We start from the raw sequence: 14,115 nt of genomic DNA, 5'->3' as shown, positions 1-14,115 counted from the left end.
CTCGCCGACCGACGGGGCCTGGGCCGCGAACCCTGCGGGGTTGGCCGTGAGAGGCGCCGGCGGAGGCGGTATCCCCAGCGACGTGACGATGGTTGTCACGATGCCCTCGTAGCCGCCCATGTTCGATGCGTTGACCGGCCAGAAGAGGTCGTAGTACTCCATATCGAGCCCGATGATGATCGGCGTGTTCTGCCCGATGATGTTGGTCGCGACGAAACCGGCCTGAGAGACCCGGTTCGTTTCGCAAACCGGAACCTGGACCATCGCGGCCTTCGCGGTGAGATAGGCCTGCAAAATGGCCGCCGCCGATGCCGCCGACTGCTCGACCCACGCGGCGAGCGCTTCGAGCGCCGCGATGTAGGGGATGGCGGTCGCCGTCATCGCGGTGCCGCCTGCACCGATGAAACCGTTGGCGGCTGCCGAACCGGTGGTGGCCGCCATCTGGGCGGCCTCGGCCATCAGGGCTGCGGCCAGCACATCGTAGGCAATTGCGGCTGCCTCGATGCTGGCGCCTTGGTCGCCGAGCATCAGTTGGCCCGCGTTGATTTCAGGAGGCAACGCAGACCAGGAACCGGCCGCCATGGATGGCTAGGCCCCTCCGATGGTGGCCGTCGCCAGGTTGACGGCCTCGACCGCTTCGTATGTCACACCGCTGCTTCCGATTGCCCCAGCGAACAATCCGCGCATCGCGATGTACTCGGCGAGAATGCCCGACGTCGCGGCTCCGCGGGCGCACAGAGCCGCTGCCGCGCGCACCGACACGTCGTCCGCCCCCGGCGGCAGAACCGCACAGGTGGGCCCCGCCGCTGCGGCCGTCGCGCCCGCCATCGTGGCGGTGCCCCCGGTCTCGGAACTCGCGGCGGCGGCCAGAATGGCCGGATCGATGTTTATCAACATGCTGTCTCCCGACTGACGTAGCTGCTGTTGGTAGTTTAAGGCTGGTTTGGGCTACTGCCGTGCACTAGTTTTCAGAATGCGGCCACTGTACCCCTAAGTTTGCGGACCTGCCTGAGACGGTGCAGCCGGGGGATTACTCCACCCGATCAACGCGCCCGTTGTACCAGATCTTGTGTAATAAGTCGCTTTGCCAGGACGCTGAGGCTCGGCGAAGATATCGGCGACGATCTTTCCGGCGTCACGCCGCCCGTCCAGGATCAATACCGGCGCAAGCGACGCGCGGAGTTTGCCGAGAACCGAGCTACCGATCGCGACCTGGTTCCAGTTTGCGACCGCGGTGGCGGCAAATACGTGTAGTCCGGTGTCCCGCGCGCCTTCGATGTGCGGCCCGAGCATCATCAGCGGATTGTCCATCGTCGACCACACGCCTGCGTCGTCGACGACGACGAAGATCTCGGGTCCCGACCAGAACGTCTTCGTCATCATCTCCTCCTGCGTCGTGCCGGGAGGAGGCTGCCGGTTCTCGAGCTCAGCAACCAGTTCCTTGATCGCTTCGCGGATCGCGCTCTGGGTGTAGGCGTAGTCGCGCAGATGCGGACCCTGCACCACGCCGAGCAGCGTCCGGCGCGGATCGAGAACCAGGATCTGGGCCTCTTCGGGCCGATAGAGCGACGTGAGTGACCGGCACAGCACCCGCAGGAAATTGCTTCGCCCCGACCGCGGTGCGCCCACGGCGATCGCATGCGGGTGATCGGCGATGTCGAGGTAGGCCGGACCCAGGTCGGTCTCCGAAAGCCCGAACGGGACCAGGCTGCGCCGGGTGACCGGTTGAGCCAGCCGCTGCACCTCTTCGAACGGCACCGACTCGGGCAGGCGGCTGACGGTTGCCGCCTTCTGAATGCCGGATACCTGGGCGATGAGCGGGCCGATGTCGCGGGTCGCCACGCGAGCCGCTTGGCCGGCGGCGTCTGACCCCGCAGCCGCTTGGCCGGCGACATCTGACCCGGGTCGCTCGGCAAGCTCGGGTACGCCGACCAACAGGTGCATGCCCGCCTTGGTGATTCCGCGCCCGGGCGTCGTGCGCGGCACCTTCTTGGCGAGTTGGCGGTTCATCTCCGAGTCGCCGGGGTCGGTCAACCGCAGCTCGATGCGCTCGGTGGCGAGCGGCTTGAGCGCCTGCTTGAAGCCCTGCAGGTAGCTCGTGTGGGAGACGACCACGTGCACGCCGTAACTCAGGCTGCGCGCCAACGCGACGATGTGGTCGACGTATTGCGGATACTCGCTCGCGAACGTGGCCCAGCCGTCGATGACGAGGACGACATCGCCACCGGCCACCGGCACCGGTTCCGGCTTGTCGCTGAACTTGCGCCGCCGCACCTCGTCCATGTCCAGCCCGGTCTTGGCGAACACCGCTTCGCGCTCGGCGACGATGCCCTGCACCGAGGCGATGATGCGTCCGACGCCTTCGCGGTCCACCGCGGGGGCGAGGCCGGCGACGTGCGGCAGCCCGCCGACGGCGGCGAGGCTCGGACCGCCTGCGGCCACGCAGTAGAACTGCACGCGCTCGGGCCGGTACATCAGGGCCGCCGTCGTCAGCATCGTCGCCAGGGTGGTTGTCACGCCGGATTGCGGTCCGCCGATCACCAAAGCGTTGGCGCCCAACAGGTTCACGAAGTGGACATCCTGGCGGTGCTGACGCGGCCGGTCCTCGATCCCGACCGGGAACGCGAGGCCGGGGGTCTTGCCGTAGTCGACATCCCACGGTTTGCCCCGCACCAACCGGACCAGTTCGTCGGCGGTCGCCGGCTTCTCCAGCGGGGGCAGCCAGAGCTGACGGGGCGGGCGGGCCCCGGTCGCCCGTAACGAGTCGACGAGGGTGTCGACGACGGTCGGCGGCAGTTCACCGGGCGCAAGCGGCATGGCCACCTGTTCGGCCACCGGCGCGGGTTCGTGGCCGTTCCTCTCCGGCGGGGCGAGCAACCCGTCGTCGTCGGGCACCTCGGTCGCGGTGAACGATCGTGGGGTGAACCAGGTGCCCGCGGCGGCCACGGGCGCCGGCCCACCGTCCTCCGGTGGTGGCACGAACGCCGGCGAGGAGTAGAACGCGCGGAACTCGCGGGGCGGACGCATACCTTCGCGCAGGTAGCCGGTGCCCTCCTTGCCCTTCTCGGGCAGGTGCGCGGCGATCGACGAGCCGATCGCCTCACGCGAGTCCTCTTCGGTGCCGGTGCGCAGTGCCATGAAGAAGCCGATGAGACTGCGGATCTTCATCAGCCGGTGCGCGTCGACGGTCTGCCCGGCCAGCTGAAGGAAGACGTGCATCGAGCGGCCCTGTCGCACGATGCGCCAGCACAGGTCGACGAATCCGGCACCCAGATCGCTGCGGAACAACTCCTGGTACTCGTCGATGATGACCACCAGGCCCGGCACGGGCTCCAGTGACGGGTCGACCATCCGCTTCTCGTTGTAGACGTTGAGGTCCTTGCAGTTCGTCGCCGCGCACAGCGCACCGCGACGGTCCAGCTCGCCCTCGAGCGCCTCGAGCATGCGCTCGACGAGATGCATCTCGTCGCCGAGGTTGCTGACGCTGGCGACCACGTGCGGAAAGCGTTCCAGCACAATGCCCGCGGACTTCATCTTCCAGTCCAGGAACGCGACGTTGACCGTCTCGGGCGAATGGGTCAGCGCCAACGAGGTGACCTCGGTGATGATCGTTTCGGACTTACCGGATCCGGAGAACCCGATCAGCACGGAGTGCATGCCCATCCCGTACTGGGACGTCTCCTTGAGGTCGAGTTCGACCACTTCGCCGGTCGGGTCGAGGCCGATCGGGAAGCGCATCCACAGCCGGTTCTGGGTGCGGCGGGCGGACCAGAGCCGATCCACGTCCAATTTCCGGGCATCGCGAATACCCAACACTTCCAACAGGTCTCGGCCCGGACCGTCGGAGCTGACGGCGGTGGCCGCGCCGACCGGGCGCCAGGGAGCCATGGTGCGTGCGAACCGCTCGGCCTCGGCGATGCTCATGCTGTCGGCGACGGCGTAGAAGGCGTCGTCGAGTTCCTCGGGTAACGACGTCACCGGTAGCCCACCCCCACCTTTTTGCGCAGCACCCCGCCCGACAACCGGTAGGTGGTGTCCGGATCGAAGCCGACGCCCCGGTGGGATGTCGCCGGCCCGGCGGCTGCGACGCCGATCTCGGGAGCCAACCGGATGAAGCACACCCGGCCGACGCCGCGCTTGCCCGTCGCACCCGCCCAGTCCTCCGCCGCGCCGCAGTTGTCGTCGACGATCACCCACAGCGGCGGTGCCGAAGGGTCCGGGCCGCCGTGCAGACCACTGGCGGGCGCCATCCACTCCTTGCGATCCAGCAGTTCGTCGCCTGCGAAGGCCTCCAGAGTCGCGGGCGAGGTGAACACCAGCCTGCGTTCACCGCACCCGTCGCGGGCCTCGGGATGCTGACAGTGCGGCAGCCATTTCACCCAGTCCCAGCGATCGGGTGCCGACGTGACGATCATGATCTGCAGATCCGCAGGACTGTGGAAAGCCACCAGCTGGCAGATCATCGACCTGGCGATGCCGCGGACCGAGTCCATCTCACCGACCAGCGAGATGCCGGGGTTTCGCTCCAGCCACAGCACCCGCGGCATGCCTCGGACGTGGCGCTGTTCGAGCAGGAACTTGCGCAGCGCGTGGCCCGTCGCCGGTTCGATCTTGGAGGCCGCCGCGATCTGCGGCTTGTCGATGGTCATCGCCAGTTCGACACGTCCGGTGCCAAGGCGCACCACGCCGAACTCCGGATCGCCGGGGCGACGCTCCCACATCCGCGGCGAACCCGCGACGCTGATCAGATCCGAAGGCGGCCAATGGCTGTGCTCGCGGTGGCGCCACTGTTTGCGGGCCGCCTCCTGGACTTCGTCGCGCACCTCGTCGAGGCGGGCGAAGTACTCCCGGCGATATTGCTCGAGCTGGCTCCACGGCATCTTCTGCGCCGCGCCGCGCCCGCGGAACAGCATTCCGCCCATGCTCATCAGCATGATCAACGGAAAGATAGCAAACCCCGTAGCAAGCGATCGCTGACCGGAAGCGTACATCGCGATCAGGAAGCCGAGGACACCGACGATGAGGCCGATCGGAAGCACGATGCCCCAGATGCTCCTTGGCGGCGGGACCGGCGCGGCGATCGGCGGCTCAACCGCGATCTTGCCCCCACCGGCCTCAGGAGGCGGCACCCGCGGAGGTGGCACGAAGGGGCGCGTGGTCACTTCGTAACCCTAACCGAGATCCGGCCGCGAGCAGGTCGGGAACTTGTCGCCGACACTCAGCGGCCGGCCTTCCAGGACTCTTGAGCAACCACATTGGCCCTGGCAAGCAAATCGTTGAGCTTCTCCTCGAGACCGAGGTGGGTCAGCCTGCCGGGCACCGACTCGTCGATGAACAAGCTGAGCAGTCGGCCGTCCGGGCCGAGCCGTATCTGAATGTCGCCGTCGGGGTCGTGGGCGTCGGTGCGAAGTGCGGCCAGCCGGTCCAGGATGGCCGTCAATTCGTCGTAGGTCGCCGCCAGTTCGGCCTGGCTGTATTTGACCTTGGCGGCGTCATCCAGCTCATCGAATCCGGTCATTTTCGTCGGCTCTCCGCGCAGGCGCTCATCAGTGCCTTCGGTTCTTCGCGCAAGCGCTCATCACGGCCGCTCATCGTTCAACGGCGCCAACGTAATTCGCCGCAGGACCGGCCCGCGCGCAGGCGAATCGTCGTCGTCGGGCGCGGAGTCTGCGCGCGCACGGGACGCCTCGGCGGCTGCCGCTGTGCGGTCCGACACCTTGCCGGTGACCGGCTCGGTGTGCGGCTGCGGCGGCGTGACGACCTTCTTGTCCGCGGGAACCTTGTCGGCGCCCTCCCCGCCGGCCTGCCCGTGACCCATCATCCCGCTCATCGGCATGCCCATCGGCATCCCGCCCATCGCGCTGCCTCCGGCGGGCGCCGGCGTCGTCGGAGGAGGCGCAGCGCCGGCGGGCATGGTCGGCGGTGTGTGCGACGTCGAAGGAGTGACGGGTGGACCGAGCGCACCGGCGGGATGGGTGTCACCGACACCGCCACCGCCTGCTCCGCCGCCCCCTTCGGCCTTGGCCGATTCGTACGGTTGGAGGTCACCGACCTTCTTCGACAGTCCGGCGTCGGCGGCAGTCTTGGATGCCAGCCCGGACATCCCCTGGGTAGCGGCTTGAGCCAAACCCTGACCGGTCTGCATGAGCGCCTGCGGGACCTGACCGGCCATCCCCGCCATGCCGCCCGCAAGACCGCCGATCGCGCCGAGCGCCGACGGCAGCATCTGCGCCAACTGTCCGGCGCCCTCGCCTGCTTGGCCGGCCTGGCCCGCTCCGGCGGCACCCGCCTTGGCCAACTGCCCCGCCGCCGGAACGCCCGGCGCACGTGCGCCGGCCGCCGCGCCGGCGCCGGCTGGTACGCCTGCGGCCGCGGCTCCCCCCGGGCCGGCCGTTTGCGGTGTGCCCCCGCCCTTGGGCGACGTGCTGGTCTCGGTCACCCCGGCGTACCGCGCCGCCTCGGCCACCGCGCGCTGCTCGAGTTGCCCGCGCGCAAAACTCAATTGAGAGGCGCCGATCTGGTCGCCGGTCGCTCGGGCTTTGGCCAGCGCCTCGTCGATGTCTTTGAACTCCCGCGGCTTCGGCGTCGCCGCCACCGTCTGGCTGTAGTCGTCGGCGTGCTTGCGGGCCTGATCGGCCAGCTCGAACCACCGGTCGGAGATCGTGTTGAGGGCGGCGACGTGTTCGTTCAGCCTGCCTGCGAGGGCGGCGGTGCCGACGGGGCTCTCCCACAGATCGGGCACCAAGGCGGCGACTTCGCGCACGGTGGTCGCCGCGCCGTCGATCGCGACTCCGTTGTTGGTAGCGGTGGTGCTGAACGGGACGCCCTTGTCCGCTGATCCCGTGTGCACCAGTTGGGCGAACCCTTCGCCGCTGAGCGGCGTTCCGGGCGGAATGGGCACCCGCACATCGGGCGGGATCGGCGCGACGGGTTCGAGGGTGGCCAGCGCGCTGTCGTCCATGACCGTCGCCCCAGGCAGCATCACATTGAGGCCTGCCGTGTTGAGCTCCTCCTGGGTACCGAACTTCTGCGCGATCATGATCAGGTGCCCTGCCGCCTTCTGCAGGCTGTAGGCCTGCGCACACGCCGCTCCCCACAATTGCATGGAAGCCATGTCAAGGCGCGCCGCGGCGCCGCCCGAGGTGGGATCGGCGGCCAGCGGCGCCATTTCGGCGAGTAGGCCCTGCGCCGACGCCGCGAGGCCGAACAGCTTCTGCGCGGCGGCGGCGAGCGCGGGTACGTCGACCTTCATCAGCGACCTACTGCTCTGCCAGCTTCCGCTCGGCGGCGGCGAGGTCCTGCTCGGTCGGCATATCGTCCACAGGAATCGACCTCCCCTCCAGCTCGGCACGGATCACCAGCTGCCCCTTCAGATACGCGACATCGTTGCACGCCATGATGCCCTGCGCGATTTCGGTGGCGGGCCGCGTCATGGCGGCGGGCTCGATTTGCACCCCGAGGGTATGACCAGCGAGTGCGACCCGGACGAAGATCGTGTTGTCCGGTGTGGCAGCGGTGAAGGACTCCTCAGTCAAGGCGGAGCTCCGAGGCGTTGATCTCTTCTTGATCGCTGAAACGTGTTGCGATGGAACGCAGGTTGTCGGCCGCGGCCCGGTGTGCGGCCTCATGGTCGGCGAAGGCGGCATCGCGGCGCGCCACGACCTCGCCCGCCGCCGCCTTGAACTGATGCATGATCGGCCCGTGAGTGGCCACCGCCGCCAGGATGTCCGGCCCGGCGCTGCGGGCGACGGCGATCTCGTCGGCCACACTGTCGTGCCGGGAGGCGACCTGCGTCAGCAGTGCGGGCGTGATGCGGATGGTCGGCATGGATCCTCCTACGGCAGGCGGGCGGGCCGGGTCTGGGCGGGACCATCCTCCGCCTGCTCGCGATCGCCGGGTGGCCGCGGCTGGGCTGAACGGTCGCCGGTGTCGTCTCCGTCGGTCTGGGTCTCCTGGTCCTCCTCGACGTCTTCAGGCTCGTCGGTGGCCCGGTCGTGCTCGGTGCCGTCGTCGGGAACGTCCGGTTCGGCTGTGCGCTCGAGAAGGCCCGACGCCAAGCCGGCCAACGGCGAAGCGGCTCCGGCCAAGCCGCTCGCCGCCTGCGCAGGAGCGGTCGCCGCACCCTGAGCCGCCTGGGGCAACGCCCCGAGCGCAGACCCGACCGCGGGTAACACGCCTGCCGCCTGGTCAGCCGTCGGCGGGCTGCCGGACGATGCGACGGGCGCAGGATTTTCGTCGCTATCGGAGGTGGAGAGCAGGTAGCCGCTGCCGAGTGCACGGGTGAGCCTTGCGTGGTCCTCGTCGGTCAGGGCGCCGGTGTCCACGATGTCCTGGATCTGGGCGACCGTGCCGCGCAGGAACAGCAGGAATTGGCGTTCGCCTGCAGGCGTATCGAGTGCGGTGAGTGGACTGTTGATGGCCTCGATCAGTTGGCGCTGAACGTCTTGCAACCGAGCGCGACCGGAGACTGTCACCGCGTGGGCGCCCAAGATCGCCTCGGTGAGTGCAACCTCAGCCGAACGTATCTCGGAGTAATCCCGACTCAGCTCGGCCTGCAGCGTGCGGACCGCGTCGGCAGCCTCACCGGATTGCGTGGTCTCGACGGATGGTTGCGTCACAGCAGCAGGCCGCCGAGGTTGTCCACAAGGTCGGAACGCGGCGCGAACTCATTCGGCAACGTCGGACGGCCCGCACCCTCGAACAGCTCCTGGGCATGCGAGAGCGCGGTGAGCACCGTGCTGACCTGCCCTAGCAGCCATCCGTCCACATCGGCCCCTTCCGTCGCCAGAAAGCCTAACCCCCGGTAAGGAGGCCTTTCTGCGGCAATTTAACGGCGGGCAGCAAACCGATCGGGGTGTCAGGCGACCGTTCCGGTCAGGCGTCGAGGTCCTGCTCGACGAGCTCTGCGATCTTCTTGAGCGTCTCGTCGTCGTCGGACTGCACGGTCACCTGGGCGCCGTTGCCTGCGCCGAGCGTCATGATCATCAGGGCCGAGCCGGCGTCGACGGGTTCGCCGCCGTCGGTCGAGAGCGTCACGGGCACACCGGCGTTGACGACGGCTTCGGCGATGATGGCGGCGGGGCGGGCGTGCAGGCCGATCGCCGATCCGACTGTCACGGTTTTTTCGGGCATGGCTACTCCTTGGTGTCGTTGGGGTTGATTGTGCGGATCAGGCGGTCACGAGCGTCGGTGTTTCGTCGACCTTGGCGCCGGGCTTCGCGAACTGCTTGGCGGTGACGACGACCAGCGCGCCCGCCGCCGAGCCGATGACGATGGCGACGATGAACCAGAGCAGGTGGCCGATCGCGAAGAACACGAAGATCCCGCCGTGGGGTGCCCGCGAGGTCACGCCGGTCGCCATGCACAGCGCGCCGGTGATCGCGCCGCCGAACATCATCGACGGGATGACCCGGAACGGGTCGGCCGCCGCGAACGGGATTGCGCCTTCGGAGATGAAGCAGGCGCCGAGAAGGACAGCGGCCCGGCCGTTTTCCCGCTCCGGCTCGCTGAACAACTGCGGCCGGACGAATGTCGCGAGCGCCATCGCCAGCGGCGGCACCATGCCTGCAGCCATCACCGCCGCCATGATCTCGAACGACGCCGTGGTCGCGGCGGTGAGGCCGGCGGTGGCGAACGCGTAGGCCGCCTTGTTGACGGGGCCGCCGAGGTCGAAACACATCATCAGGCCGAGGATGACGCCGAGCAGGACCGCGGAGGTGCCCGACATTCCGCTGAGCCAGCTGGTCAGGCCGGAGGTCAGTGCGGCCAACGGGCGCCCGAGCAGCATGAACATCAAGATGCCGACGACGAGGGATGCGAACAGCGGGATGATGACGACCGGCATCAAACCCCGGAACCACTTGGGCACAGCCCGTTTGCTGATCCACAGCGCTGCGAAGCCTGCGATCAGACCGCCGACGATGCCTCCGATGAACCCGGCGCCGACGAACACGGCCACCGCTCCGGCGGTGAAACCGGGCGCGATGCCCGGCCGGTCGGCGATCGCGAAGGCGATGTAGCCGGCGAGTGCGGGTACCAGGAAGCTGAACGCGAGGCCGCCGAGGCTGAACAGAACTGCGCCGAGGTACTGCGAAACGCCGCCTGGCGGCAAATTCCACAGCGAGTTGTTGAGCGCGTACATGTGCGCGAACGAGTCGGTTCCGCCGGCAGGTTTGTTGGCGATCTCGTAGCCGCCGAAGAGGAAGCCAAGCGCGATCAGCAGACCTCCGGCCGCGACGAACGGGATCATGTAGCTGACGCCGGTGAGCAGGATCTGGCGGGTCCTGGTGCCCCATCCGACACCGCCGGCGGGCGCGGCGCTCGCGAGTGCGTCGGCGCCGGAGCCCTCGACCCGGGCGGCATTCGGATTGTTCGCCGCGGCAAGCGCTTCGGCGACCATCTTGGCCGGCTCGTTGATCGCGCGCTTGACGCCGGAAGCCACCACCGGCTTGCCCGCGAAGCGGCCCTTGTCCTTCACCCCGACGTCGGTGGCGAAGATGACGGCGTCGGCTCCGGCGATCGTCGAGGGGGCCAGCGGGGTGCTGCCCGAGCTGCCCTGGGTCTCGACATGCAGGGTGACGCCTGCTTCCTTCGCCGCGGCGACCAGCGAGTCGGCGGCCATATAGGTGTGCGCGATTCCGGTGGGGCACGCGGTGATCGCCACCAGCGTCCTCGGCTTATCGGCGGCAGGCGCCTCCACCGGTGCCGCCGGCTTCGGCTTCTCGGCGGGGTTCAGCACCTCGTCGATCAGCCCGACCACCTCGTCGGGTGTGGATGCCTCGCGCAGCGACGCGACGAACTCCTTGCGCACCAGCGCGCGGGCCAGGCTCGAGAGCAGCTTCATGTGCTCGGCGCCGCCGGCCTCGGGTGCGGCGATGAGGAACGCCAGATCCGCCGGGCCGTCGGGTGCGCCGAAGTCGACGGGCGGTTGCAGCCGCGCGAAGCCGATGGACGCCGTGTCGACGTGCGGTGAACGGCAGTGTGGGATCGCGATGCCGCCGGGCAGCCCGGTTGCCGACTGCTCTTCGCGGGCCATCGCCGCGGCGATCAGCCCGTCGGCATCGGTGGTGCGTCCGGCGTCGGCGAGTCTGCCGACGAGACGCCCGATCACGGCCTGCTTGTCGGCGCCCGCGTCGACGTCGAGAAGAACGAGGTCGACGTCGATGATGGGTCGGGAAGCGGTGCTGGTCATGGCGATACCTTCGTTGGTTGTTAGGAGGGGTTGGTGATCAGCGGGATGGACGTCACCAGAACGTCATCGAGGTCGATCTCACTAGGACTGGGCAGTGCGGAGCCCGGCAGGGCGGCCGCTGCGCTGCCGTAGGCGACGGCCATCTGCAGTCGTTGCGCCGGCTCGGCCCCGCCCACATCGGCACGCAGATATCCCGCCAGGCTGGAGTCGCCCGCACCGACCGTGCTGCGCGGGACGATCGGCGGCGGGGTCGCCAGCCAGCTACCGGTGTCGGTCACGAGCACGGCTCCCGCCGCGCCCAACGTGGCCAGTACCGCGCCGACACCCCGGTCAAGCAGCTGGCGCGCGGCCGACACCACGGGCTCTGGATCACCTTGTGCCAGCGCAGCTTCCAGTGCCTGCGGGGCGAAGCCGATGACTCCCGCGAGCTCTTCGGCGTTGGGTTTGATCAGGTCGGGTGCGGCTCGGTCGAAGGCGTCGACCAGTGCCGCCAGCGGCCGGTCCGACGTATCCACTGCGACCTTGCAGTCGTAGGGTGCGAGTTGTGCGACGACGTCGGCGTACCACGACTCGGGCATCCCCGGCGGCAGCGACCCCGACATCACCACCCATGAGGCGTGCTCGGCATTGGCGACGACGGATCGGGTGAGCGCGTCGACCGCGGCGTCGTCCAATCTGGCGCCCGGCTCGTTGATCTTCGTTGTGGTGCCGTCCATTTCGGTGACCGCGATGTTCGTGCGCACCGGCGACGTGATCGGGACGCACCGGAAAGGCACTCCGATGCTATGCAGCGCGGTCACCATCGGATCGATACCCGACGCGGGCAGCAGCGCGACGGCGTCGACGCCTGCGAGGGCCAGGGCGCGCGCGACGTTGACGCCCTTGCCGCCCGGCTCGGTGGTCACCGAATTGACCCGGTGCACCGCACCGCGGGTGAGCGGAGTGGCCAGCGTGACGGTGCGGTCGAGGCTGGGGTTCGGCGTGACGGTGACGATCATGCGACGACCACTTCAATGCCCTGCTCGGTGAGCTGTTCCCGGTACGCTCCGCTGATCTCGGAGTCGGTGATGAGCGCGTCGACGCTCGACAGCGGGGCGAAGCTGATGAAGTCCTCACGGCCGACCTTCGATGAATCAGCTGCCACCACAACGAAGTTGGCGCTGGCGATCATTGCCCGCTTGACGGCGGCCTCTTCGCTGTCGGGGGTGGACAGGCCGTGCCTGACGCTGATGCCGTTGGTGCCGATGAAGGCGATGTCGACGCGCAGTGTGTCGAGCACGCGCAACACCTGTTCGCCGACCGCCGCCTGGGTGAGGCCGCGCACCCGTCCGCCGAGCAGTTGGAGGGAGATCGACGGCATGCCTGCCAGGCGCGCCGCGATGGGCACCGAGTTGGTCACGACGTTCAGATCGCGGTCGGACGGCAGCGCGGCGGCGATCCGGCTGGTGGTGGTTCCCGCGTCGAGCAGCACGCTGGCTCCGCTGAGCGGAAAGAACTCGGTCGCGGCCGTGGCGATGGCGTCCTTGTGCTCGGCGCGGGTGGTCTCGCGCTCGCCGACGCCGGGCTCGACCAAGCGCAGCGCCCGCACGGGCACGGCACCGCCGTGTACCCGCCGTACCAGCCCGGCGCGGTCGAGAACCGCGAGGTCACGACGCACCGTCTCGGTGGTGACGTCGTAGGCCTCGGCCAGCTCGGACACCGAGGCGCGACCCTGGCTGATCACCAGCGAGGCGATCGCTTGCTGACGCTCTTCGGCGTACATGGCGCTCCGTCTGTGTGGGTTCTGGCCCGTATCGATGTTGATATCTGTTGTTTTACACTTGAACGTGTTGACTTGTCAACGGTTCGTTTGTAATCTGCTTCACATGACCGCCTCATCGCCGCTCACGTCACCGCCGTCGGAAAGCTCCCTCCGCACGGGCACGGTTCTGCAGGGCGTCCCGGTCGTCGCCGGAGTTCAGTACGGGCCGGTGATCCGGCCCGGCCGCCTTCCCGTGCTCGACAACGTGGACGCGGCGCGCGAGGTCGAGGAGGAGGACCGCCCGGCCGAGGCGGCGCGCTTCACCACTGCCGCCAACGCCGTCGCCACCCGCCTGCGCGACCGCGCCGCGCATGCCACCGGTGCGGCGTCGGAGGTCCTGGCCGCGACAGCCACGCTGGCGCAGGACCGGGCCTGGCTTGGTGCCGCCGAGAAACTCATCAACGCCGGCGCCCCCGCGGCGCGCGCCGTTGTCGCGGCCGTCGACCAGTTCGTCGACCTCTTCACCCAGCTCGGCGGCCTGATGGCCGAACGCGTCACCGACCTGCGCGACATCCGCGACAGGGTCATCGCTGAGCTCAGCGGCCTGCCAGAGCCGGGCGTGCCATTGCCCGATGTGCCCTCGGTTTTGCTGGCCGACGACCTCGCGCCTGCCGACACCGCGGGCCTGGACCCGGCGCTCGTCTTGGCGCTGGCCACCACACTGGGCGGCCCGACCAGCCACACCGCGATCATCGCCCGTCAACTCGGTCTTCCCTGCGTGGTGGCCGTCGATGGACTCGACGCCATCGGGGCGGGCGCGATGGTGCTCGTCGACGGCACCCGCGGAACCGTCACCCTTTCCCCCGACCCGGCCGCAGCGTCCGAAGCGGTGGCCGAAGCACGCCGCGAGGTGGAACTGGCGGCGGGATGGACCGGCCCCGGCGCGACCGCGGACGGGCACGTCGTCGCGGTGCTCGCCAACGTGCAGGACGGCGCCGCCGCGCGCAGCGCCCGTGATACTCCAGCCGAGGGCGTCGGGTTGTTCCGCACCGAACTGTGCTTCCTCAACCGCGACACCGAACCCGGCGTCGACGAGCAGGCGCGGATCTACGGCGACGTGCTGGAGGCGTTCGCCGGGCACAAGGTCGTCATCAGGACCTTGGACGCCGGGTCGGACAAGCCG

General features: G+C 69.0%; 15 protein-coding genes. 1 reads left to right on the top strand and 14 read right to left on the bottom strand.

Annotated elements, in window-relative coordinates; genetic code table 11:
• The 14 genes from QOC76_RS05815 to QOC76_RS05750 form a co-directional block, all read right to left on the bottom strand.
• Positions 1-582: PPE domain-containing protein (locus QOC76_RS05815; protein WP_526355122.1), on the bottom strand; the 582-nt coding region annotated here is incomplete at its 3' end.
• A gap of 6 nt (positions 583-588) precedes the next feature.
• Positions 589-897 carry a PE domain-containing protein gene (locus QOC76_RS05810; protein WP_526355120.1) on the bottom strand — a complete coding sequence of 103 codons (309 nt, stop codon included), beginning with the start codon at positions 895-897 and terminating at the stop codon, positions 589-591.
• Positions 898-990: 93 nt separating this feature from the next.
• The gene (eccCb, locus tag QOC76_RS05805; RefSeq protein ID WP_526355118.1) at positions 991-3,978 is read right to left on the bottom strand and encodes a type VII secretion protein EccCb; all 2,988 of its coding nucleotides are present in this window, start codon (positions 3,976-3,978) and stop codon (positions 991-993) included.
• Complete coding sequence (locus QOC76_RS05800; RefSeq protein ID WP_526355116.1) at positions 3,975-5,162, bottom strand: hypothetical protein; 1,188 nt, start codon at positions 5,160-5,162, stop codon at positions 3,975-3,977. Before QOC76_RS05800 ends, eccCb begins: the two co-directional genes overlap by 4 nt.
• 56 nt (positions 5,163-5,218) lie before the next feature.
• Positions 5,219-5,518 (bottom strand): hypothetical protein, encoded by a 300-nt coding sequence (locus QOC76_RS05795; RefSeq protein WP_526355114.1) that lies wholly within the window; start codon positions 5,516-5,518, stop codon positions 5,219-5,221.
• A gap of 60 nt (positions 5,519-5,578) precedes the next feature.
• A complete protein-coding gene (locus QOC76_RS05790) occupies positions 5,579-7,252 on the bottom strand; it encodes a hypothetical protein (protein ID WP_526355112.1) in 1,674 nt (557 codons plus the stop codon).
• 7 nt (positions 7,253-7,259) lie between these two features.
• Positions 7,260-7,535 (bottom strand): DUF2694 family protein, encoded by a 276-nt coding sequence (locus QOC76_RS05785; protein ID WP_526355110.1) that lies wholly within the window; start codon positions 7,533-7,535, stop codon positions 7,260-7,262.
• Positions 7,528-7,827 (bottom strand): type VII secretion target, encoded by a 300-nt coding sequence (locus tag QOC76_RS05780; RefSeq protein ID WP_526355108.1) that lies wholly within the window; start codon positions 7,825-7,827, stop codon positions 7,528-7,530. Before QOC76_RS05780 ends, QOC76_RS05785 begins: the two co-directional genes overlap by 8 nt.
• A gap of 8 nt (positions 7,828-7,835) precedes the next feature.
• Positions 7,836-8,618: a DUF4226 domain-containing protein gene (locus QOC76_RS05775; RefSeq protein ID WP_526355106.1), complete on the bottom strand. Its 783-nt coding sequence runs from the start codon at positions 8,616-8,618 to the stop codon at positions 7,836-7,838.
• Positions 8,615-8,767 carry a hypothetical protein gene (locus QOC76_RS05770; RefSeq protein WP_526355104.1) on the bottom strand — a complete coding sequence of 51 codons (153 nt, stop codon included), beginning with the start codon at positions 8,765-8,767 and terminating at the stop codon, positions 8,615-8,617. Before QOC76_RS05770 ends, QOC76_RS05775 begins: the two co-directional genes overlap by 4 nt.
• 107 nt (positions 8,768-8,874) lie before the next feature.
• Positions 8,875-9,132, bottom strand: a complete 258-nt coding sequence (locus QOC76_RS05765; RefSeq protein WP_526355102.1) for an HPr family phosphocarrier protein — start codon at positions 9,130-9,132, stop codon at positions 8,875-8,877.
• A 37-nt stretch (positions 9,133-9,169) separates the two neighbouring features.
• Positions 9,170-11,191 carry a PTS fructose transporter subunit IIABC gene (locus QOC76_RS05760; protein WP_526355100.1) on the bottom strand — a complete coding sequence of 674 codons (2,022 nt, stop codon included), beginning with the start codon at positions 11,189-11,191 and terminating at the stop codon, positions 9,170-9,172.
• A 20-nt stretch (positions 11,192-11,211) separates the two neighbouring features.
• Complete coding sequence (gene pfkB, locus QOC76_RS05755) at positions 11,212-12,189, bottom strand: 1-phosphofructokinase (protein ID WP_526355098.1); 978 nt, start codon at positions 12,187-12,189, stop codon at positions 11,212-11,214.
• Positions 12,186-12,953 carry a DeoR/GlpR family DNA-binding transcription regulator gene (locus QOC76_RS05750; RefSeq protein WP_526355096.1) on the bottom strand — a complete coding sequence of 256 codons (768 nt, stop codon included), beginning with the start codon at positions 12,951-12,953 and terminating at the stop codon, positions 12,186-12,188. The genes pfkB and QOC76_RS05750 overlap by 4 nt, the downstream gene beginning before the upstream one ends.
• Positions 12,954-13,056: 103 nt before the next feature.
• Here QOC76_RS05750 and QOC76_RS05745 point away from each other — a divergent pair.
• Positions 13,057-14,115, top strand: a 1,059-nt coding sequence (locus QOC76_RS05745) for a putative PEP-binding protein (RefSeq protein WP_526355094.1), incomplete at its 3' end; no start/stop codon positions are given.

The sequence above is a fragment of the Mycobacterium sp. genome (assembly GCF_032159565.1).
Lineage (GTDB): Bacteria > Actinomycetota > Actinomycetes > Mycobacteriales > Mycobacteriaceae > Mycobacterium.
This window is presented reverse-complemented; position numbering and strand designations above follow the sequence as displayed.

What these genes read in the sequence shown, in the direction of transcription:
- QOC76_RS05810 (WP_526355120.1), bottom strand. Translation starts at nt 897, where the DNA reads ATGTTGATAAACATCGATCCGGCCATTCTGGCCGCCGCCGCGAGTTCC.
- QOC76_RS05795 (WP_526355114.1), bottom strand. Translation starts at nt 5,518, where the DNA reads ATGACCGGATTCGATGAGCTGGATGACGCCGCCAAGGTCAAATACAGC.
- QOC76_RS05790 (WP_526355112.1), bottom strand. Translation starts at nt 7,252, where the DNA reads ATGAAGGTCGACGTACCCGCGCTCGCCGCCGCCGCGCAGAAGCTGTTC.
- QOC76_RS05780 (WP_526355108.1), bottom strand. Translation starts at nt 7,827, where the DNA reads ATGCCGACCATCCGCATCACGCCCGCACTGCTGACGCAGGTCGCCTCC.
- QOC76_RS05765 (WP_526355102.1), bottom strand. Translation starts at nt 9,132, where the DNA reads ATGCCCGAAAAAACCGTGACAGTCGGATCGGCGATCGGCCTGCACGCC.
- QOC76_RS05760 (WP_526355100.1), bottom strand. Translation starts at nt 11,191, where the DNA reads ATGACCAGCACCGCTTCCCGACCCATCATCGACGTCGACCTCGTTCTT.
- pfkB (WP_526355098.1), bottom strand. Translation starts at nt 12,189, where the DNA reads ATGATCGTCACCGTCACGCCGAACCCCAGCCTCGACCGCACCGTCACG.
- QOC76_RS05750 (WP_526355096.1), bottom strand. Translation starts at nt 12,953, where the DNA reads ATGTACGCCGAAGAGCGTCAGCAAGCGATCGCCTCGCTGGTGATCAGC.